Raw genomic sequence first — 20770 nt, 5'->3', positions numbered from 1 at the left:
TCCTGGAACCGCAGCCGGCCAGCAACACGAGGGCCGCGCCGAACACGCCCATCCGTATGCCCCGTCGCCTCACGCCAAGCCCCCCCACTCGCCGAAGATCAGCAGCCTAACGGGCTCCGGTCGCCCCCCCTTCCCGGCTCCCCCGGACGGCGTGCCCGGCTCCCCTCCGCTCCGGGCGACGTAACGGCCGAGGTCCTCGGCGGCGCCACGGGGCAGTCCCGCCACAGCGGCCTCCGGCAGGGTCGTGATCGCGGTGCGCAGCCGCGCCCCGAGGGCCGGGAAGAGGTCCCAGGTCGACGCCGGGACGCTCACCACGGCCAGCAGCAGGTCCCCCTCGTGGAAGTACGCGTCGAGCAGCGGGTCCTCGCACAGCATGCGCGCCGCGAGCGGAACGACGTGGGCCAGGGCGACCTGCTGGGAGATCAGGGTGCGCAGATCCGCCGGACCGAGTTCTCCGAGCGGAAGCCGCCGCAGCTCGTGCACCTTGGCCACCAGACGGGTCGCGCCGGGGCCAGGAGGCCCCCAGCGAGGCGGATCCAGTTCGTCGAGCGTGCGGTCGAGGTGGAGCAGACGGTCCATCCCCCCATAGTGGAGCCGCGGCCGGACAGCCGGCCACAGCGGCCCTCGGGTTCGGGGCCGACGGGCTGACCGGGTTGACGGGCCGACAGGCTCCCGGCGGTCCGTTGTCGGAGGGGTGTGCCAGAGTCAGCCCATGCTCGACATCGTGGTGAAGACGGAGAACCAGGAGCGGCACGTGCGCGTGTCCGCCGACGCGCTGGCGGGGCTGGTGCGGCGGATCGGTGAGGACGGCGACCGGTTCCTCGTGCTCCAGCGGATACCCGACCTGCCGGACGACTTCGCCCAGGTCTGGCACGCCGCCGGTGGTGACTACACGCTGGAGTACCGCGACGGCTCCGCCGACCGGCACTTCCAAGTGATGGTCGACGGGCCCGAGGACGTGATCGCGGCGATGACCGGCTGGGCCCGCCGGGAGGCCGGTTGGCACGAACTCCTGACCTGGTCGCCGCTGGAGATTGGCCCCGCCCAGGAGGTGCCACCGCTCGACCTCGCCGAGGACCGGCGGAGGGAGTTGGAGGGACGCGTCCGCGAGGTGCTGGCCGGCGGCTACGTCTCGCGCGCCCAACTGGCCGAGGTCGCCGAGGACTACCTGGTCACCAAGGACCACCGGCCCGTCTCCCGCGAACAAGCGACGGCGCTGGCCGACCGGTTGTGGCTGGAGCGGGTCGCGGAGCAGGCCACCTGGCGGGGCGAGACCGACCCCGAACGGCTCACCCGCGCGTTCACCGCCCTCCAGGAGGCGGGCATCACCGCGCGCGAGAACTTCACGTGCTGCCGCGGCTGCGGCCGGTCCGAGATCGGCGCCGAAGGCGAGCCCGACGCCCGAGGCTTCGTCTACTTCCACACCCAGTGCACGGATTCCGCCGCCGCGGGCCACGGGCTCACGCTCCTCTACGGCGGTTTCGACGGCTCCCCCGAAACCACCGCGGCCATCGGCCAGGAGGTCGTCGCCGCCCTCGACACGGTGGGGCTCCCCACCGAGTGGGACGGTGACCCCGACCAGGTCATCACCGTCACCCCCATGGACTGGCGCCGCCGTCTGGTCGGTTGAGCACGGGCCCCGCGGAGCGGCGCCTCCCGCGCCGCCCGCCTGTACGGATCCCTCACCCGGCCGCGTCCGCGCGGCCGGGACCTGGCGTCGCCGTGGGTGTGAGCGCCCACAGCAGGAACGCGGCGCAGCTGATGCCCGCGCCCAGTGCGCAGACCGCGCCCCAGCCGGCCGCGGCGTAGAGGGAGGTCCCGGCGAGGGCCCCGGTGGCGCTGCCGATCGAGTAGAAGACCATGTACCGCCGATCAGGCGGCTGCCGGCCTCCGGGCGAGGGGAACTTCTTCGCGCCGGGCGAACCGCGCTCCGAACTGGTCGACCGCGACCGGGGCCGAGCCCTCCGCCCCCTGGTGGTCCAGGCCGAGGACGGAAGGACCCTGGACCCCGACGACACCGTGGTGCACAAGCTCCGGACGAGCTGAACCGGACCCGGTCGACCACGGAGGCGGGAGCGTCCGGGGCGCGGCCCGGACCGGTTTTGAAGCGATCGATTCAAAACCTGCTAGGGTGCGTACGCCCCTGTGGGGGCAGCTCGACGCCCGCGCTTCCCTCCGGCAGTACCTCCCCAAGGAGCAGCCATGCCCTCGTCCTCCACTCCGTCGCTCGAGCGCGTTCGTGTCACCGCGGAGCGCGACTGGTACGAAGGGGCGGGGATCTCACTCGGCATCCGGGCCGGCGGGCTCGTCTTCACGTCCGGGCAGGCGCCGGTCGACGCAGACGGCGTCACCGTCGGGCGCGGGGACTTCGGCGCACAGGCCCGGCAGGCCCTGGCCAACGTGTCCACCGTCCTCGCGCGGGCGGGCTCCGGCCTCGACCTGGCCGTGAAGCTCACCGTGTACGTCACCGACATCGCGCACCAGGACCTCTTCGCGGCCCTCCGCGCGGAGCAGTACCGGGAGCCCTTCCCGGCCGAGACGTTCGTCCAGGTCGCCGCGCTCGCGGATCCGGAGTGGATGATCGAGATCGAGGCGGTCGGGGTGGTGGCCTGACACCTCCCCGCCGGGTCGCCACCGGGACGGGTCCGGCCGGAGCCGTCATAGGCTGGGCCCATGGCAAGGCCCCGAACATTCGACGAGGAACGCGTCCTGACCGCGGCCATGGAGACCTTCTGGCGCCTGGGCTACGACGGGACGTCGACGCGCGACCTCTCCGCCGGCACCGGCCTGGGTCCGTCCAGTCTCTACAACGCCTTCGGCGACAAGCGGTCGCTCTATCTGCGCGCGCTCCGGCACTACCACGAGACGAGCACCGCCGAGCAGGTCGCGCTCCTCCAGGGCCCCGGCCCCGTGAAGGACCGCCTGCGCCGGCTGATGGTCCGAGCCGTCGACGCGGATCTGGACGAGGCCGGCCGCCGGGGGTGCTTCACCATCAACGCCGCCGTCGAGGCGGCCACCGACGACCGGGACGTGCGGGACCTGGCGGCGCGCAGCTTCGACCAGGTCGCGGACGCGCTCCACGCGGTCCTCTCCGACGGTCGCCGCACCGGCGAGATCCGCACCGCCGGAGACCTCCGCACCCTGGCCCGCCGCATCCAGAGCACGTACTACGGGCTGCGGGTCCTCGGCCGGGTGCAGCGCGACCGGCAGGTCCTCCTCGACACCGTCGAGAGCACGCTCGCCGACCTCTGAGGCGCGACCGCCGCGGCGCCGGCGGCGCCGGGCCGTTGAAGCGATCAGGTAACAGTTGTTACCATGCCGGCATGGCGAAGACACAGCTGGGTGCGCGGGTGGACGAGGACGTCGCGGAACTCGCGCGGAAGCGCGCCGCCGATCTGGGCCTGAGCGTCGGTGACTACCTCGCCCGGCTGGTGCAGGACGACGCCAGCGGGCTGCGCGCGCGAGCGGTGGACGCGGCCGCCCGGTTCCTGGCCGAGCACCAGGCCATCTTCGACGAGGCCGAGCCCGCGTCCCCCTCGCAGACGCCTCGGGGATCGCGCGCCGCCTGATGGAGCTGCACATCGACGTCCCCTGGATCCTCCAGGTCGCCGAGGCAGCCGGAGCGGACGATCCGGCCCCCGACGACTACGGCGTCCCGGTCTCCGCAGTCGCCCGCCACCGGGCCGAGTTGTTCGAGCGACCCGTCTACGCCGGCCCCTACGCCAAGGCCGCCGCTCTGGTGCACGCCCTGGGACGCTGCCGCTGGCTGGAGCGCTCCAACCTGGCCGTCGCCGCCGCGACCGGCGTCATGTACCTCGAAGCGGCGGGCGTCTCCGTCAGACCCGCCCGCGAGGACGCCGTCGCCCTGAGGGACCTGCTCCTCGACCCGGCCTGCACCGCCGGGAGAATCGCCGCACTGCTGCGGACCTGGCCCACCGCCGGCTGACGCGCCCGGCCCCTCGGCGAGGGGCCGGGCGGACATCAGGGGCGGCCGGGGAGCGGGTGGGTCAGGACGCGGGCACCTGGTCGACGAAGGTCGTCCCCGCGCCGCGCAGGGCGGCGACCTTGGCGGCGACCTGGGCCGGGGTGAGGACCTGGTCCTTCACGTGCAGGACGTAGTCGACCTGCTGGTCGTAGGCGCGCGGGGTGGTGGACGGCTGGCCGTTGAGGTCGATCAGCCACTGGTTGAAGTTGATGGACATCGGCCGCTCGGGCAGGTAGGCGGCGTCGTGGGTGCCGAAGAGGGCCCCGTCCACGTAGTAGGTGATCTTCTCGTTGTCGATGGTCACGACGAGGTCGTGCCAGCCCGCGAAGCTCGTACGGCTCTCGCTGTGCTGGTTGACGGCCTGCCAGGGGTCGGGGTTGTACGTCTCCCAGGAGGTCGTGTAGAGGATGTTGGCGGGCTCGCCCCAGCCGCCGTTGGGCAGGTACTCGAAGTCGTACTCGGCGTAGTCGTCGGCCATCGGGGCCTTGAGGTCGTTGATGGTGAAGAAGGTCTGCACGATCCGGTCGCCGTCCGGGCCGTACTTGGGGGCGTCGCAGAACTTCACCCGGGACGCGTAGGTGCCGTTCTTGAACTTCGTGGCCTTGGTGAGGACTTCGGTGTGGACGGTGCTGGAGCCGGTGCCCGCGCTGGAGGTCTCCAGGTTCATCACCGTGTTGCCGCTCTGGTTGACGAAGGTGACCTTCGAGGGGTCCCAGGTCGCGCCGGGGACGCCGGGGCCACCGGAGTTGGAGCGGACGCTCCAGCCGTGCGAGGCGAGGGCCGGGTCGGTGTGCGAGGTGTAGGAGAAGTCGTCGAAGAGCGTCTCGCCGTTGCCCGGCGGTGTGGTGGGCGGGGTGGTCGGGGGCGTGGTCGGCGGGTCGGTGGGCTCGTTCCCGGCCGGGGCGGTGCCCCACACGTTCACGCCGGCGACCTGGGCGGTGACCTTGGTCCAGTCGGCGTACGCGGTGGGGGCGCCCTGGAAGGAGTAGTCGTCGCTCTGGGTCAGGGTCTGCCAGTTGGTCTGGTGGAACCGCAGCTGCATGTCGCCGGTGTCGGCGCCGGGGGCCAGTGAGCCGGCCGCCGGGGTGAAGCCGATCTCCAGGTAGCGGTCGGCGGTCGCCGTGGGGTTGGCCAGGGTGCCGAAGGTGCCGGTGATCACCGAGCAGCCCTTGACCGCCCAGGAGCAGGCGAAACGGTAGGTGGCGTTCGGGGAGTCCGCCTTGAAGTAGTAACGGATCTTGACCTGGCTGAGCGCGACGGCGGTCGTGCCGGTGTTGCGGACCTTGAACCACGGCTCGCTCTGGTCGGCCGTCGCCCCGCTCGCGCTGGTGCGGTACTGCACCGCGACCCCGCCGCCGGAGGCGGAGGCGGTCGTCAGGGGGAAGGTCGCCAGGGCCGCGGTGCCGAGGAGCGCGGTCAGCGCCAGGGCCGCGCGGGCGGAGCGGCCCGTGGTCCGGCTGGTGGTACGGGGGGTACTCATCCGACGGTTTCCTTTCGTTCGCTCCCGCCGCACGGCGGGAGGGATCGGGGGGGGAGTGAGAGGGAGCGGGGGGGTGAGAGGGAGCGGGGAGGGGCGGGAGACCCTGAGGGTGTACGGGGTCAGACCGCCGCGTGGGCCGGGTGGTCGCCGAGGGTGTCGTGCGGCACGCCGAGCGCGGTGAGCCGGGCGCGGTGGCCGTCCAGGCGGGTGCGGAAGTCCGGCCAGTCGTCGGCCACCGTCCAGGCGCGCTCGGCCAGCGCGCACAGGCGGGGGTAGGTGAGGTACTCGATGTGCCGGGAGGTGGGCACGAACTCCGTCCACAGCTGCCCCTGCGTGCCCAGCACCCTGCCCGCCAGACGGGCGTCGCCATCCCGGGGCAGCAGGTCGAGCCCGTACACGCTGCGCAGGTCGGTGGCGTGGCCCGGCTGCGCGGGCGGCTCGCCGGAACCGGCGGCGCGCGCGTAGTCGAAGTAGGTGCGGCGGTGGTCGGCCTGCACCACGTCGTGGCCCCTGCGGGCCGCCGCCCAGGCGTGTTCCGGTGTGCGCCAGCTCATCACCGTGCACGACAGGGGCAGTGCGGCGCCGTCCTCCGCCCACGCGACGGGGCGGCGGCCCGCCCGGACCACGTGGTCGGCCATCCGGCCCAGGAACCAGCCGTGCAGTTCACGGGGGCCCGCCAGGCCCTCGCGCGCGGCGCGGGCGATCGCCGTACGACTGGACTCCCATTCCCGCGTGGGCACTTCGTCCCCGCCGATGTGGATGTACGAGGAGGGGAAGAGGTCCATCACCTCGTCGAGGACGGTGCGGAAGAAGTCCAGGACGTGGTCGCCGACGCCGAGGACGTTGTCGCACACCCCCCACCGGGTCCACACGTCGAGCCGCCGGTCGGGGAAGTTGCCCAGCTCCGGGTAGGCGGCGAGCGCGGACCTCACATGGCCGGGGACGCTGATCTCGGGGACGACGCTCACCCCGCGGGCGGCGGCGTGCGCGACGAGGCCGGCGAGTTCGGCCCGGGTGTACGAACCGCCGTGCGGGCGGCCGTCGAAGCGGTCGCTGCCGGCGGGCCCGATCATCGACTCGGTGCGCCGGCCGCCGATCTCGGTGAGCCGGGGGTAGGCGGCCACCGGCATGCGCCAGCCCTGGTCGTCGGTGAGGTGGAGCTGGAGCACGTTCAGCTTGTGGAAGGCCATCAGGTCGACGAAGCGGTGGAGGTAGGCCACCGGCTGGAAGTGGCGAGCGACGTCGAGGTGCATGCCGCGCCAGGGGTGGGCGGGGACGTCGGTGATCTCCACGCCGGGCAGCTCGACGACGGCCGGGGCGCCGGGCGCCCGGGGGGCGGTGAGGGTGTGCGGCGGCAGGAGCTGGCGGACGGTCTGGACGCCGCGGAGCAGGCCGGTGGGGCCGGCGGCGCGCAGCAGGACTCCGTGCTCGGCGACGGTGAGGCCGTACCCCTCCTCCCCCAGGCCGGTGAGCGCCGGGTCGAGGGCGAGGACGAAGGTGCCGTCGTCGGCGTGCTCCGGGCTCAGACCGGTGGCGGGGGCCAGGTACGTCCGCAGGAGTTCGGCGGCCGGTTCGGCGCCGGGGGCGACGCGCAGGCGGGTGGTGCGGTCGAGGCGGAAGCGGCCGGGCCGGGGCGAGAGCCGCCGGGGGCGGGGGACGAGGGTCAGTTCGGGGCGCGGATGGGCGGTGTGGGGCAGGTCCACGGGGCGGTCTCCGGTGTCGTACGGGGCGCGGGCGGTGGCCACGGGTGCCGCCCGGCCGGACCACGGCGGCCGATCGGCCGGGGACGTGGTGCGCGGCCTGGTGCGAGGGGGCGGGGTGCGCGGCGGGGACGGCGTGCGGGTCAGCCCTTCACGCCGCCGGCGGTCAGGCCGGAGGTGACGTGGCGCTGGAGGGCGAGGAAGACGACGAGGGCCGGCAGGGCGAAGAGGGTGGAGGCGGCCATGGTGGCTCCCCAGTCGGTGCCGAAGGTGGTCTGGAAGGAGGAGAGCCAGACCGGCAGGGTGCGGCTGTCCTGCTGCTTGATGATGAGGAAGTTGGCGTAGGTGAACTCGTTCCAGGCGGTGATGAAGCCGAACAGGGAGGTGGCCATCAGGCCGGGCGCGAGGAGCGGGAAGGCGACGCGCCGGAAGGCTCCGACGCGTGTGCAGCCGTCGACCTGGGCGGCCTCCTCCAGTTCGGGCGGGATGCCGGCGATGAAGCCGCGCAGCACGACCACCGTGAACGGCAGGGTGATCATGAAGTAGACCAGGGTGAGTGTCGGCAGCCGGTCGAGCATGTCGGTGTCGCGGGCGATGATGTAGACGGGGATGATCAGCGATTCCCACGGGGCCATCTGGGCGATGAAGACCGCGAGCATGAACTGGCGGCGGCCGCGCCAGCGCAGCCGGGCCACCGCGTAGGCCGCGCCGAGGGCGACGACGAGGGAGAGCAGGACGGCGGCGAGGGTGACGAGGACGCTGTTGCGCCAGAAGAGGCCGAAGCCGTCCGCGCCGACCGCGGTGCGGAAGTGGTCCAGGGTCCACTCGTCGGGGATGAGGCGGGGGTCGTAGGACTGGATGTCGCGGGAGGGCCGGAAGGCGGTCGCCACCATCCAGTAGACCGGGAACAGGCAGCACACGACCGTGAGGCCGGCGGCAGCGAGGAGCGGTGCCCGCCGTAGGGCTCGCCGCCGCCTGGCGGGGGCGGGGAGCCTGGTGACGGGGATCGGGGCGGGGCCGCCTGCCGGGGGGCCGGTGGTCGCCGTGGCGGCGGGGGCCGAGGTCACAGGTGTTCCCCTTCCTGGCGGAACAGTTGGCGGAAGTAGAGGACGAGGACGCCGCTCATGAGCAGGACGGTGACCATGGAGGCGGCCGAGCCGAGGTCGTAGCGCTGGCCGGCGAGGGCGGTCTGCACCGCGTACACGGGCAGGATGGTGGTGGCGTCGCCCGGTCCGCCGCGGGTCATCACCCAGATCTGCACGAACGCCTTGAAGGTCCAGATCACCTCCAGGGAGAGCACGAGCATGAAGATCGGGCGGACCAGGGGGAAGGTGACGGTGCGGAAGATCGTCCAGGTGCCGGCGCCGTCGAGGCGGGCGGACTCGTACAGCTCCTCGGGCACGGTGGTGAGGGCGGAGTAGAGGGTGATGGCGGCGAACGGCACGGACTGCCAGACGATCAGCGCGACGAGGATGGTGAAGGCGGCGGTGCCGTCGGCGAACCAGGTGTAGCCCTCGAAGGAGCTGAGACCGAAGCCGGTGAGGGTCTCGTTGACGATGCCGAACTGGGAGTGGAAGAGCCACTGGAAGACGGTGGTCGCGGCCACGACGGGTACCGCCCACACCAGGACCAGCGAGCTGAGGACGACGGTCCTGCCGATCCTGCCGAGCCGTTCGATCATCAGGGCGACCAGGGTCGCCAGGAACATGATGAGCACGACGTTGACGGCCATGAAGAGGAAGGTGCGGCGGGTCACTTCCCAGAACCGGGGGTCGGCCAGCAGGGTCTGGTAGTTGCGCAGACCCACGAACTCGGCGTCGCCCCGGATCAGTTCGCGCAGCCGGAAGTCCTGCAGGGAGATCAGCAGGGCGCGGCCGAAGGGGTAGAGCAGGAGGTAGAGCATCCCCAGGACGGCCGGCGCGATCAGCAGGTACGGGCCGACGGCGAGCCGGCGTCCGCGGGACGGTCTCCGGGTGGTTCCGGCGTACGGGGTTCCGGCGCGCACGGGTCAGGAACCGCTGTTCAGGGTCGTGGTGATGGACTGCGACGCCTTCGCGGCCTCCGCCCTCGGATCGCGGCCGATGAGGACGGCCGTCATGTAGTCCTTGATGGGGTTCTTCGCCTCGACGGCGGCCCACTGGGGGGTGTTGGGGGTGGCGTGGCCGTTGGCGGCGCCGACCGCCATCGTCGCGGCGCCGGGGTCGGAGGCGACGGCGGTGGCCAGGTTGGTCTTGTTGGGGACGTAGCTCATGGCGAGGGCCAGCTTCTTCTGCCAGGCGTCGCCGGCCAGCTCCTTGATGAAGGTGTACGCCTCGTCCTGGTGCTCGGCGGCGGCCGGGACGATCAGGTCGGAGCCGCCGGTGAAGACGGCGCCGGGGGTGTCGGCGGTCTTGCCCGGGATGGGGAAGAAGCCCAGCTTGCCCTTCAGCTCGGGGTTCTTCTGCGCGATGACGCCGGCGCCGCCGGGGGTGGCGATGACCTGGGCGACCTGGCCCTTGGCGACCACCTCGGCCTGGAGGGGGCGCGACTCGTCGGAGTCCTTCGGGCCCTTGCCGAGCGCCTGGAGGCGCTGGTAGAAGTCCATGGCGCGCAGCGCCTCGGGGGTGTCGAGGGCGCCCTTCCAGGTGGAGCCCTCCTGTACGGCGAGGTCGCCGCCCTCGTCCCAGACGAAGCCGGCCAGGGTGAACCAGTTCTGTCCGGGCAGGTAGATGCCCTGCACGCCGTCCTTGTTCAGCTTCTCGGTGGCGGCCAGCCACTGCTCGCGGGTCTTGATCTTCGTGGCGTCGATGCCGGCCTTGGCGAAGAGGTCGGTGCGGTAGATGACGACGCGGTTGGCGGCGTAGTAGGGGATGCCGTACTGCTTGCCCTCCCAGCCGCCGGGCTCCGCCAGTCCTTCGAGCCAGAAGTCGCCGCCGAGCTCGCCGACCTTGCCGGAGAAGTCGGTGAGTCCGCCGCTCTGGGCGTACTGGGCGACCTGGGTGTTGCCGACCTCGATGACGTCGGGGGCGTCGTTGCCGGCCAGGGCGGCGGTGACCTTCTCCCCGATGCCCTCCCACTCCTGGATCTGGATCTTGAGGTCGATGCCGGGGTGGTCCTTCTCGAAGCCGGCCTCGAACTCCTTCTGGAACGCCTCCGAGACGCTGTCGCGCATCAGCCACACGTCGAGCACGGTCGGTCCGCCGGCGTTCTGGCCGCCGGAGGAGGAACAGCCGGCGAGGCCGGTGCCCAGCAGCATCGTGCCGAGCAGGGCGAGGGGGCGGTGCTTCACGGTTCACCTCTGAAGGAGCCTGGGCGCAGGAGCCTGGGAACGGAGCTCTGGAAGAGCCGGGGAACGGCGGGCCAACCTAACCTGACCACTTACCGATCGAGGGTTTACCAGTTGGCGCGAGATGAAGGTGGCATGGACCAATGTCGCCGTCAACCCCCGCTACACAGAAGGTTTCTGGCCAAGTATCGGCCGGATCCACGTGCGCAGCCCTGACGGCAAGTGGTCAGTTGTCACCTGACCAGCACGCCCGTTATGGTTGACCAGCGAAGGTGCGACCAGTTTTCCGACGACGAACGAGAGCCGGTATGGAGATCGACGCGGCGGCCTCCGGCGCGATGCTCAAGCGCGAGCGGGTCCGGGACGCGATCCTCGAACTCATCGAGGCGCGGCGCCCGGGCGACGCCATCCCCTCCGAGCGGGCGCTCTGCGCCGAGCTGGGCGTCTCCCGTCCCACCCTGCGCGCGGCTGCCGACGAGCTGGTCATGGCGGGGCTGCTGGTCCGTGAGCACGGGCGTGGCATGTTCGTCGCCAAGGAGAAGATCACCCAGGAGCTGGTCTCCGGCCGCAGCTCCTTCAGCCTGCCGCAGGCCGGCGGGGTGTGGACCAGCCGCCTCCTCGAACTGCGCACCCTGCCCGCCGGGGCCCGCGTCAGCCGCAAGCTGCGCATCTCCCCCGCCTCCGAGATCCTCTACGCGGCCCGCCTGCGTCTGGTCGACGGCTCCCCCATGGCCATCGAGCACCTGCACATCCGGGCCGACCTCGCCCCCGGGCTGAGCAGCGAGGAGCTGGAGCAGGGCGACCTGTACGAGCACCTGCGCGACCGGCACGGCGTCCTGGTGAGCGAGGCGGTGCAGTCCATCGAGCCCACCGTGGTCACCCGCGCCGAGGCCGACCTGCTCGAAGTACCCGAATTCTCACCGGGGTTGCTGTTCGAGCGGCTCACCACGGACTCCCGGGGCCGGGCGGTGGAGTACGTCCACTCGCTCTACCGGGGCGACCGCTACCGCATCGTCTCGCGCCTCTCGCTCGGCTCCCACGACGAACGGCCTCCCGCGAAGGAGGGTCACCACCCCGGCATCCCGCCGGGCGACTTCACCGGTGGCACCCCTGTCACCTTCTCCACGCGAGGGGTCGTGCAGCAGAACGACTGAGAGCGCAAAGGCCCGCCAGGCCCTTACGCTCCGACGGGTTCGAGACCTAGCCTCACCACAGCTCACAAGTTACCTGCCAGTGAACCCGTCTGTGACGAGAGCGCCCTCGGGCCCGGAGGCCGACATGAGTTCCGCGCAGTACCTTCTCGAAAACCGCCCGCACTCCGTGGCGCACCTGTTCCTGTCGAGGGTCGAGGCCACCCCCGAGGGGGAGGCCTACCGCTACCCCGTGGCCGTGGACGGTGACACCGAGGAGTGGCGCTCGCTGACCTGGTCGCAGACGGCGCGGCGGGTCCACGCCATCGCGGCCGGGCTGCTGGCCCTGGGGCTGCGGACCGAGGAGCGGGTCGCCATCTCCTCCGCGACGCGGATCGAGTGGATCCTCGCCGACATGGGCGTGATGTGCGCGGGCGCGGCGGCGACCGCCGTGTACCCCAGCACGAACGGCGAGGAGACGGCGTACATCCTCGCCGACTCCGACAGCCGGGCCGTCTTCGTCGAGGACGCGGAGCAGTTGGCCAAGGTCGTCGCGCACAAAGGCGAACTGCCCGGCCTCAGGTACGCGATCCTCTTCGACCCCGCGCCGGACGCGACCGGACCCGAGGGCCTGGAGGTGCTCACGCTCGCCGAGCTGGAGCGGCGCGGCGCCGAGCACCTGGCGAAGCACCCCGACGCGATCGAGACGACGGTCCGGAGCATCGCCCCCGAGCAGCTCGCCACCCTGATCTACACCTCCGGCACGACCGGCCGCCCCAAGGGCGTGCGGCTGGTGCACGACTGCTGGTCCTACCAGGGGGTCGCGCAGGTGGCGACGGGGCTCGTGCTCCCCGAGGACGTGCAGTTCCTCTGGCTGCCGCTGTCCCACGTCTTCGGCAAGGCCCTGATCTCGGGCCAGATCCAGTCCGGCCACGTCATGGCCGTGGACGGCCGGATCGATCGCATCGTCACCAACCTGCCCGTCGTACGGCCCACCATCATGGCGTCCGCGCCGCGCGTCTTCGAGAAGGTCTACAACGGCATCGCCGCCAGGGCGCGCGCCGAGGGCGGAGCCAGGTACAGGATCTTCCTGTGGGCGGCGAAGGTCGCCCGCGACTACGCCAGGACCGGCCAGGAGCAGATGGTGGCCACGGGCCGCCGCACGGTGCCCCTGGCCCTCACCGTCCAGCACGCCGTCGCCGACAAGCTGGTCTACGGCAAGATCCGCGCGGCCTTCGGGGGTTCGCTGCGCGGCAGCGCCTCGGGCAGCGCCGCGCTCGCCCCCGAGATCGGGTACTTCTTCGCGGGCGCCGGGGTCAACGTCCTCGAGGGGTACGGCCTCACGGAGACCAGCGCGGCCTGCACGGTCAACCCGGCCGACGACGGCCGGGTGGGCACGGTCGGCAAGCCCCTGCCCGGCACCGAGGTCCGCATCGCCGAGGACGGCGAGATCCTCCTGCGCGGACCGGGCATCATGCGCGGCTACCACAACCTCCCCGACAAGACCGCCGAGGTCCTGGAGAGCGACGGCTGGTTCCGCACGGGGGACATCGGCGAGATCGACAAGGACGGCTACGTCCGGATCACCGACCGCAAGAAGGACCTCTTCAAGACCTCCGGCGGCAAGTACGTGGCCCCCACCGAGATCGAGAGCCGCTTCAAGGCCGTCTGCCCCTTCGCCAGCAACATCCTGGTCATCGGCAACGGCCGCAACTACTGCACGGCACTGATCACCCTGGACGAGAGCGTGATCATGCCCTGGGCCGCCTCGAACGGCCTCGCCGGGCGCACCTACACCGAGGTCGTCACCTCCCCGGAGGCCCACGCCCTCGTCGACGGCTTCGTCCGGCGCGTCAACGCGGACCTCCAGCGCTGGCAGACCCTCAAGAAGTTCGCCGTCCTCCCCCGTGACCTGGACATCGAGCACGGCGAGCTCACCCCCAGCCTCAAGGTCAAGCGGCCCGTCGTCGAGCGCGCGTACGCCGACCTCGTCGAGGCCATGTACGAGGGCTCCCGCGAGGCGTGACCCCCGCGCCGCCCCGACCGCGACGACGGGCCGGCCGGGGCCGGGGCGGAAGGCACCCGTCAGACGGCCTGCCGCCGCGTCAGCAGCTCGCCGGCGAGCAGGCCCGCGCCCCGCCACCCCGCGGTGTCCCCGAGGGCCGCCGGCAGTATCGCGGGCAGCTGCTGGAAGGTGACGCGTTCCGCGACGGCCTCGCGGAGCGGGGTGAGCAGGGTGTCGCCGGTCCCGGCGAGGCCGCCTCCGATGACGAGCGCACGGGGGTTCAGAACCGTGAGGGCGGTGACCAGGCCGTCGGCGAGGGCGTCGACCGCCGCTCGCCACACCGCCCGCGCGGCCTCGTCACCCGCTTCCACGGCCCGGGCGCAGTCGGCGGCGTCGGCTCCCGGGCCTCCGCCGGCGGTGGCCCAGGCGCGGCCGATCGCGGTGGCGGAGGCCAGGGCCTCCAGGCAGCCGCGTCGACCGCAGCCGCAGGCAGGGCCGCCGGGGCGTACGACGATGTGGCCGAGCCCGCCGGCGCGGCCGTGCGCACCGGCCTCGATGCCGCCGTCGATGCCGATCGCCCCGGCGATGCCGGCACCGAGGGACACGTAGAGGAAGCGGCCGGTGCCTCGGGCGGCCCCGACGCGGCCTTCGGCGAGGCCGCCGGTGCGCACGTCCTGCCCGAGGGCGACCGGGATCCGTCCGAGCCGCCGGCTGAGCAGTCCGCGCAGCGGAACGTTCCGCCATCCGAGGTCGGCGGAGCGGACCGCGACACCGCGTTCCGTGTCGACGACGCCGGGCACGGCGGCTCCCGCGGCCTCGGCCGCTCTCCCGAAGCGTGTCCGCCCGTGGGCCAGGAGCTCCTGCGCGAAGCCGAGGACCGACTCCACGACGGCGTCGGGCCCCCGCTCGCGTCCGGTGGCCCGCCGCGCCTCGTACAGCGGCACGCCGTCCAGGCCGACGAGTCCCGCCTTCATTCCGGTGCCCCCTACATCGAGGGCGATGACATGTCTCACGGACGCGCTTTCAGGGGAGGGGGCGGGCAAGGGTGGGCCGCGGCCCGCCCCCCCGGGGGGGGGGCCGCGGGGGGGGCGGGGGCGGGGCGGGGGGGGGCGGGGGGCGGGGGGGGGGGGGGGGGGGGGGGGGGGGGGGGCGGGCCCCGGGGGGGGGGGGGGGCGGGGGGGGGCCCCCCCCCGGCCCGGTCAGGGTGGTCAGGGGCGGTCGGGGCTCTTCATCGCCCGGATCGCCGGGAGAGGTCCAGGACGCGGATGTCGTCGTGGTGGACGATCCGCGTCGGCACGTCTCCCTTCTCCAGGGACTGGCCGGGGCGGTAGAGGCCCCACTTGAGATAGCCGAATTCCGCGGGGTTCGCGGGGTGGAAGGTCCGCACGTTCTCGTACGTCCGCCGGAGGGTGTACCCCGCTTCGCCGGGCATCCGGGTGGAGACCTCGTAGGAGCCGGTGTCGTCGTCCGTCCAGCGCACGTCCACGCGGAAGCGCATCCACTCACCGATGTGCGGGCGGAAGTCGTCGACCACGTTCGCCTGGAGCTGGAGGGTCGGCGAGCGGAAGGCGATGCTGTTCCGTTTGGTCATGAGGTAGAAGGACGGAAGGTTTCCGCCGGCGTGCTTGCCCTGGAAGATGATGTCGCCGGACTCCGAGTCGCCCGGCTCGTAGGGCTTCCAGTCCTTCAGCAGCACGCTGAACTCGTAGCGCTGCTCGTCGCCCACGACGAACTTCCCCTCGTGGACGTCGTTCGTGGCGCTCTCGCTGCGGGGGGCTCCGTCGGAGACGTAGGCGGGATCGCCCAGGGTCACCTTGTGGGCTATCGCGTGGTCGTCTCCCGACGGGACGACGGAGGAGGCGTCGGGGGCCGTCGCGTGCGTCGTGGTCAGGTCCGGGATGCCGGAGTCCGGCCTGCCGTTCCGGTAGTCGATCGTCAGGAGGGGCGCAGGCCCGCCGGATTCGGCGCACGAGCCCGGAGCGGCCCGGCGCTCGGTGTTCTGGCCCGCCTGCGCGGCGGTCAGGCCCGCCAGGGTGAGCGTTCCCGCGATCGCCGCGGCCAGGAGGGACCGCCTTGTCGACTTCTTCATGGTCAGTTCACCGGCCTGTCCTCGATGCGGACGAGGTTGCGGCCCCGCATGGTGTACAGCCGGCCGCGGTGGTCGGCGTTGATGTGCGGGCCGCTGTACCAGCCGCCGTTGATCCCGGCCACCACGGTGGTCACGGCGAAGGTCTTGGGGTCGAAGCGGAAGAGGGTGGTGTCGGAGACGCCGTAGACGCTCCCGCGGCTGGTGACCATGGCGGCGAAGCCGGGGCAGAGGGCCCGGTGGTCGGCGGTGTGGATCACCCGGCGGATCCTGAGGTCGACGACGAAGAAGCCGCCCTTCCTGGTGAGCCCGTACAGGTGCCGGCCGCGCACCGCGAGCGCGGCGACGCCCGTGGTCAGGGAGGCGGGGAGGTCCAGGCGCCACAGCTCGCGCCCGGCGACCGGGTCGAAGGCGACGAGGGTGCCGGGGGTCCCCTGGGTGGTGGGGTTGTCTCCGCCGAGGTAGGCGACGCCGTCCCGGGTGGCGACCGCCCGCACCATCTGGGTCGCGTCGACCGGATTGATGTGGACGGTCTTCCTCCCCGTCCTCGGGGCGTACGTCCACAGGGAGCCGCCGCCCTCGGTGTCCGACTGGACGCCGACCACGAGGAGTTCGTTGACGGGGTCGTAGCAGACGTCGAGCGGACGGTTCTGCTCGCTGGGGAAGGCGGCCAACTGACGCGGCTGTCCGCCCTTCGCGGGGTCGTACGTCCACATGCCCTGCGAGCTGTACTGACCGGTGTAGAGCACGCCGTTCAGCACTTCGGCGTCCTTGGCCTCCCCGGGGGCCCTCAGGTTGAGCACCTTGCCCGTGCGCAGGTCGTGGCGGGCGATGCCGTTGTTGCCGCCGACGTAGGCGTACCGGTGGTCGGCGGCGATGCCCATCGTGGTCTGCGGGGTGACGGGCGCGCCCGCCTGCCCGAGGTCGGTGACGACGGCCCGGCCGGAGGCCAGGTCGATCTCGCCGACGAAGCCGTAGCCGGAGACGACGGTCAGGGTGCCGCCGACGTGGTCGAGGCCCCAGATCTCGCCGAGGTCGCCGTCGAACGGGACGGGGCTGATGACCTCGGTCGCCGTCGAGTAGGAGTACAGGCCCGCGTCGGTGGCGAAGTGGAGCGTGTCGCCGTTCGCGGTCAGGTTCTTGACGACCTTGCCGGTGGTGGGCGCCACGGTGTACGAGGAGAGGTCGGCGAGGTCCATCACGGCCAGCTTGGCCGGCTCGGTCGACGCCGCGGTACCGAGGACGAGCCGGCCGCCCGCGATGACGAGGTCGCGCAGGCTGGGGTCCTTCTCCATCTCCGGCGGCGTGATGTCGCTGAAGGTGCCGGTGGCCCGGTCGTACGCGTACAGCGAGGCCCTGCTCGCGCCGTCTCCGCCGGCCAGGGTGCTGCCGGCGCCGAAGAAGACGGTCGTGTCCGTGGCAGCGACGGCCCTCGCCAGGGTGGCCTTCGGGTCGGGGACGCCGAGCTTGGTCACCTTGCCGGTGGCGGGGTCGTACATCCAGAGCGCGGGCGCCTTCCCGGGGATCCCGCCGACCGCGTAGACGGTGCCGTCGGGGGCGACGGCGAGGTCGCGGATGTCGCGGTCCTCGGTCCGGCCGACGCCCTCGGCGGGCTTGTCCGGGGTGGTGAGGTCCCAGCGGAAGAGGTTCGGCCTGCCCTCGTCGCCCTTGGTCAGGATGCCCGCGTACAGGTACCTGCCGGTGGGGTCGGCGGCGAGCGCCTGGATGGAGTGGCCGGTGCCGAGGACGGTCTGCGCCACCACCTTGCGGGTGGGCAGGTGGAAGGCGATCACCTGGGTCGGTTCGAGGTTGCGGGAGCCGACGTAGACGGTGTCGCCGACCTGGAGGGCGCTCATGAGCGCGAACTGCTCGATGCCGGGCCCGAGATCGGTGATGCGGGTGCGGGGCTTGCGGGCGGTGGTGGGGGTGGTGGCCTGTGCCGGGGCGGTGAGCAGCGGGGCCGCCGCGGTGGCGAGCCCGAGGGCGCCGCCTGCCGCGAGCAACTGGCGCCTGCCGAGCGGTCGGGTGTGCTGCATGGGGGGAACTCCTTTGTTCGTCGTGCGGGGACACGGAGAGGGGAGGAGCGGAGGCCGTGGCGGGGAGGGCACGGCGGGGACCGGCCGGGTCCCGGATCGGCGTCGTCCGGGACCGGCCGGAGCGGTCAGGCCGAGGTGGCGAGGGCCGCGTGGTGGACGGCGTGCGCGAACGGTTCTCCGGTGCAGTAGCGCTCGATCTCGTCGAGGGCGCCGGCGGTGATCCGTTGGAGTTCGCCGCCGAGCGAGCCGGCGATGTGCGGAGTGAGGAGGACGTTGGGGAGGGAGTAGAGCGGTGAGCCGGCGGGGAGCACCTCGGGTTCGGTGACGTCGATGACCGCGCGGATGCGGCCGCTCAGGGCTTCGGTGGTGAGGGCCTCGGTGTCGACGAGGGAGCCTCGGGCGGTGTTGACGAGGGTGGCTCCGTCCCGCATCAGCGCGAGCCGGCGCGCGTCCATGAAGTGATGGGTCTCGGGCAGCGCGGGGGCGTGCAGGGAGACGACGTCGGAGGCGCTGACGAGCTCGTCCGGTTCCACCTTGCGCACGCCCAGGGCCGCCGCGCGCAGGGTGCTGACGTGCGGGTCGGCGAGGAGGACGTCGAGGTCGTACGGGCGCAGCAGTTCGATCACCTTGCGTCCGACCAGCGAGGCTCCGACCACACCGACGGTGCGGCGGTAGTTGCCGAAGCCGGGGAAGTGCCGGGACCAGTCCAGGGGGGCGCGGTGGTCGCGGTAGAGGGCGCCGATGTCGAGGACGCGCTTGTTGGCGAAGAGGATCGCGGCGACGGTGTACTCGGCGACGGGGACGGCGTTGGCCGCGGCGGCCGAGGAGACCGCGAGGCCGCGGTCCCAGCATGCCTGGGTCACGTGGTGCTTGACGCTGCCCGCCGCGTGGACGATCGCCTTCAGCGCGGGTGCCCTGGCGAGCACGTCCTCGTCGAGGACGGGGCAGCCCCAGGAGGTGATCAGGATCTCGGCGTCCTCCAGGGCGGGTTCCTCGGTGAGGTTTTCGGCGACGTGTGCGGGGTCGATGTCGACGTACGCGCTCAGGCGCCGTACCGCGGGCGGCGGGAACATGGCGTCCCGGTGGCGGCGGCCCATGGCGAAGAGGGCGCGGGGGCGGGTGGTCGGGCGCGGGTGCATGGACGGACTCCTCATGGTGGCGGCCTACTTGACGGCGCCGGCGGTCATGCCGGACTTCCAGAACCGCTGGAGCATCAGGAAGACGGCGATCAGCGGGGCCACGGCGACGAGGGAGCCGACGACGGCGAGCAGGTAGTCCTCGGGATGACCTTGCGTGAGGGCGGAGGAGTACCAGACGTAGAGCCCGAGGTTGACCGGGTAGAGGTCCTGGTCGGAGAGCATCACGAGGGGCAGGAAGAAGCTGTTCCAGATCTGGGTGAACTGGAAGAGGAAGATGGTCACGAAGCCGGGCGCGATCATCGGGAACGCGATGCGGCAGAAGGTCCTGAACTCGCCGGCTCCGTCCATCCGCGCCGCCTCCAGCACCTCGTCCGGCACGTAGGAGGCGCTGAACACCCGTGCCAGATAGACACCGAAGGGGAAGACGAGGCCGGGGATGAACACGCCCCAGAAGGTGTTCACGAGGCCGACCTTGGCGGCGAGCAGGTAGAGCGGGATCGCCATGGCGGTGCCGGGCACCATGACGCCGAGGAGCACGAGCGAGAACAGCCGCTCCTTGCCCGGGAAGGCGAGCTTGTCGAAGGCGTAGCCGGCGGCGACGCTGAAGACCGCCGCCAGGAGGGCTCCCACACCGGCGTACAGCACCGTGTTGACCAGCCAGCGCGCGTACACGCCGCCGTCGGCGGTGAAGAGGTGGCTCAGGTTGTCGGCGAGGTGGATCTCGTCGCCGAGCGCGAAGCCGTTCGTGCCGAACAGGTCCTCGCGGCTCTTGGTGGAGGACATCAGCAGCCAGGTCAGCGGCAGCAGGGTGTAGAGCGTGGCGAGGGCCAGCATCGCCGTGACCCCGGCCCTGGACAGCAGGGCGGACGGTGACTTCACGGGTCGCCTGCGGGTACGGGGCGCCGGCCGGCGGCCCGTCGACGGCGGCGTCAGGGGCGCGGGGGCCGGCGCGTCGAGGGTGGAGGACTTGGTCACGGCTTGCTCCCGCGGCGTGAGATACGGGTGACGGCGAAGGACAGCACGGCGGCGAACAGGGCGATCAGCAGGGACGCGGCCGCGGCGAGGCCGAAGTCGTTGTTCTGGAAGGCGGCGGTCTGGACGTACATGTTGGGGGTCCAGCTGCTGCCGATCGCGCTGGAGGCGTTGTAGATGACCTTCGGTTCCGTGAAGAGCTGGATGGAGCCGATGACGGTGAAGAGGACGGCGAGGGCCACCGCGGGATAGATCATCGGGACCTTGACGGACAGCGCGGTCCGCACGGCCCCGGCGCCGTCGACCTTCGCCGCGTCGAGCGTCTCGCGGGGCACCGCCTGGAGGGCCGCGTAGAAGATGACCATGTTGTAGCCCGTCCACTCCCAGACCGCGATGTTGGCCGCGGAGAACACGGCACTGTCGACCGACAGGAAATTGACGTCGAATCCGCCGGCCTCCAGGAGGTCGATGACCGGGCTGAGGCCGGGGGTGTACAGGTACACCCAGATCAGCGCGGCGATCAGGCCGGGCACCGCGTGCGGCAGGAAGAGCGCCAGCTGGAAGAAGGACCTGGCCTTGGCGAGACCCGAGTCGAGCAGCAGGGCCAGGACGAGCGATCCGCCGATCATGACGGGGATGTAGATCGCGCAGTACGCGGCGATGACGAGGAACCCGTCGCGGAACGCCTCGTCGGACAGGGCGCGGGTGTAGTTGGCGAGCCCGGTGAAGACGTTCTCCGTGCCGCCGAACCCGAGGCCGGAGGTGCGGGTGGTGAAGAGACTCAGCCATGCGGCGTAGAGCAGCGGGGCGAGGGTGACGGCCGCGAACAGGCCGAGGAACGGGGTGAGGAGCAGGGTGGCGGTCCGACGCTGTCCTCGGGCGGATGGGCTTGCCATACCGGCCTTCCTTGGGTGGGGCGGGTGCGGAAGGGAGCCGGGGGCCGACCCGCCGCGCGGGCGGGGGGCGGCCGCC

At 72.3% G+C, this 20770-nt stretch carries 19 protein-coding genes and 1 pseudogene; 7 read left to right on the top strand and 13 right to left on the bottom strand.

Going from position 1 to position 20770, the window contains the following annotated elements:
• Positions 1-69 precede the first annotated feature (69 nt).
• Positions 70-579, bottom strand: coding sequence for a contact-dependent growth inhibition system immunity protein (locus tag ACFYT9_RS16305; RefSeq protein WP_389164079.1), 510 nt, complete (start codon positions 577-579; stop codon positions 70-72).
• 133 nt (positions 580-712) lie between these two features.
• Between ACFYT9_RS16305 and ACFYT9_RS16300 the strand changes: the two genes are divergently transcribed.
• Positions 713-1630, top strand: a complete 918-nt coding sequence (locus ACFYT9_RS16300; protein WP_389164077.1) for a DUF6891 domain-containing protein — start codon at positions 713-715, stop codon at positions 1628-1630.
• A gap of 52 nt (positions 1631-1682) precedes the next feature.
• Here ACFYT9_RS16300 and ACFYT9_RS16295 read toward each other — a convergent pair.
• A pseudogene (locus ACFYT9_RS16295) lies at positions 1683-1894 on the bottom strand (MFS transporter); the annotation flags it as partial.
• A gap of 308 nt (positions 1895-2202) precedes the next feature.
• Between ACFYT9_RS16295 and ACFYT9_RS16290 the strand changes: the two are divergent.
• The 4 genes from ACFYT9_RS16290 to ACFYT9_RS16275 all read left to right on the top strand — a co-directional run bounded on the left by ACFYT9_RS16290 (position 2203) and on the right by ACFYT9_RS16275 (position 3946).
• Positions 2203-2613: a RidA family protein gene (locus tag ACFYT9_RS16290; RefSeq protein ID WP_389164074.1), complete on the top strand. Its 411-nt coding sequence runs from the start codon at positions 2203-2205 to the stop codon at positions 2611-2613.
• A 60-nt stretch (positions 2614-2673) separates the two neighbouring features.
• Positions 2674-3252 carry a TetR/AcrR family transcriptional regulator gene (locus ACFYT9_RS16285; RefSeq protein WP_389164072.1) on the top strand — a complete coding sequence of 193 codons (579 nt, stop codon included), beginning with the start codon at positions 2674-2676 and terminating at the stop codon, positions 3250-3252.
• A gap of 71 nt (positions 3253-3323) precedes the next feature.
• Positions 3324-3569 (top strand): hypothetical protein, encoded by a 246-nt coding sequence (locus ACFYT9_RS16280; protein ID WP_389164069.1) that lies wholly within the window; start codon positions 3324-3326, stop codon positions 3567-3569.
• Positions 3569-3946: a fic family toxin-antitoxin system, toxin component gene (locus ACFYT9_RS16275; protein WP_389164066.1), complete on the top strand. Its 378-nt coding sequence runs from the start codon at positions 3569-3571 to the stop codon at positions 3944-3946. The genes ACFYT9_RS16280 and ACFYT9_RS16275 overlap by 1 nt, the downstream gene beginning before the upstream one ends.
• 61 nt (positions 3947-4007) lie before the next feature.
• Here ACFYT9_RS16275 and ACFYT9_RS16270 read toward each other — a convergent pair whose 3' ends face one another.
• The 5 genes from ACFYT9_RS16270 to ACFYT9_RS16250 form a co-directional block, all read right to left on the bottom strand.
• A complete protein-coding gene (locus ACFYT9_RS16270) occupies positions 4008-5465 on the bottom strand; it encodes a cellulose binding domain-containing protein (RefSeq protein ID WP_389164063.1) in 1458 nt (485 codons plus the stop codon).
• 119 nt (positions 5466-5584) lie between these two features.
• A complete protein-coding gene (locus ACFYT9_RS16265) occupies positions 5585-7168 on the bottom strand; it encodes a beta-N-acetylhexosaminidase (protein ID WP_389164634.1) in 1584 nt (527 codons plus the stop codon).
• Between the two features lie 140 nt (positions 7169-7308).
• Positions 7309-8172, bottom strand: a complete 864-nt coding sequence (locus ACFYT9_RS16260) for a carbohydrate ABC transporter permease (protein ID WP_376598664.1) — start codon at positions 8170-8172, stop codon at positions 7309-7311.
• Positions 8173-8228: 56 nt separating this feature from the next.
• On the bottom strand, positions 8229-9170 hold the full coding sequence (locus ACFYT9_RS16255) for a carbohydrate ABC transporter permease (protein ID WP_389164060.1): 942 nt from the start codon (positions 9168-9170) through the stop codon (positions 8229-8231).
• Positions 9171-9173: 3 nt separating this feature from the next.
• Positions 9174-10433 (bottom strand): extracellular solute-binding protein, encoded by a 1260-nt coding sequence (locus tag ACFYT9_RS16250; protein WP_389164057.1) that lies wholly within the window; start codon positions 10431-10433, stop codon positions 9174-9176.
• 305 nt (positions 10434-10738) lie between these two features.
• Here ACFYT9_RS16250 and ACFYT9_RS16245 point away from each other — a divergent pair, with 305 nt between their 5' ends.
• Positions 10739-11584: a GntR family transcriptional regulator gene (locus ACFYT9_RS16245; RefSeq protein ID WP_376598638.1), complete on the top strand. Its 846-nt coding sequence runs from the start codon at positions 10739-10741 to the stop codon at positions 11582-11584.
• 124 nt (positions 11585-11708) lie between these two features.
• Positions 11709-13586 (top strand): AMP-dependent synthetase/ligase, encoded by a 1878-nt coding sequence (locus ACFYT9_RS16240; protein ID WP_389164054.1) that lies wholly within the window; start codon positions 11709-11711, stop codon positions 13584-13586.
• 59 nt (positions 13587-13645) lie between these two features.
• Here the strand turns inward: ACFYT9_RS16240 and ACFYT9_RS16235 are convergent, their stop codons facing one another.
• From ACFYT9_RS16235 to ACFYT9_RS16210, 6 genes are all read right to left on the bottom strand, one after another.
• Complete coding sequence (locus tag ACFYT9_RS16235; RefSeq protein ID WP_389164051.1) at positions 13646-14578, bottom strand: ROK family protein; 933 nt, start codon at positions 14576-14578, stop codon at positions 13646-13648.
• Between the two features lie 215 nt (positions 14579-14793).
• On the bottom strand, positions 14794-15654 hold the full coding sequence (locus ACFYT9_RS16230; protein ID WP_389164048.1) for a heparin lyase I family protein: 861 nt from the start codon (positions 15652-15654) through the stop codon (positions 14794-14796).
• Between the two features lie 2 nt (positions 15655-15656).
• A complete protein-coding gene (locus tag ACFYT9_RS16225) occupies positions 15657-17687 on the bottom strand; it encodes a PQQ-binding-like beta-propeller repeat protein (protein ID WP_389164045.1) in 2031 nt (676 codons plus the stop codon).
• Positions 17688-17812: 125 nt separating this feature from the next.
• A complete protein-coding gene (locus ACFYT9_RS16220) occupies positions 17813-18826 on the bottom strand; it encodes a hydroxyacid dehydrogenase (protein WP_389164042.1) in 1014 nt (337 codons plus the stop codon).
• 24 nt (positions 18827-18850) lie between these two features.
• A complete protein-coding gene (locus ACFYT9_RS16215; protein ID WP_376596229.1) occupies positions 18851-19801 on the bottom strand; it encodes a carbohydrate ABC transporter permease in 951 nt (316 codons plus the stop codon).
• Positions 19798-20694, bottom strand: a complete 897-nt coding sequence (locus tag ACFYT9_RS16210; protein ID WP_376596231.1) for a carbohydrate ABC transporter permease — start codon at positions 20692-20694, stop codon at positions 19798-19800. The genes ACFYT9_RS16215 and ACFYT9_RS16210 overlap by 4 nt, the downstream gene beginning before the upstream one ends.
• Positions 20695-20770: the final 76 nt, after the last annotated feature.

The sequence above is a fragment of the Streptomyces sp. NPDC004435 genome (genome assembly GCF_042873895.1).
In the GTDB taxonomy this organism is placed as follows: domain Bacteria; phylum Actinomycetota; class Actinomycetes; order Streptomycetales; family Streptomycetaceae; genus Streptomyces.
The sequence above is the reverse complement of the archived record's forward strand: the minus strand, read 5'-3'. Positions and strand labels throughout refer to the sequence as shown.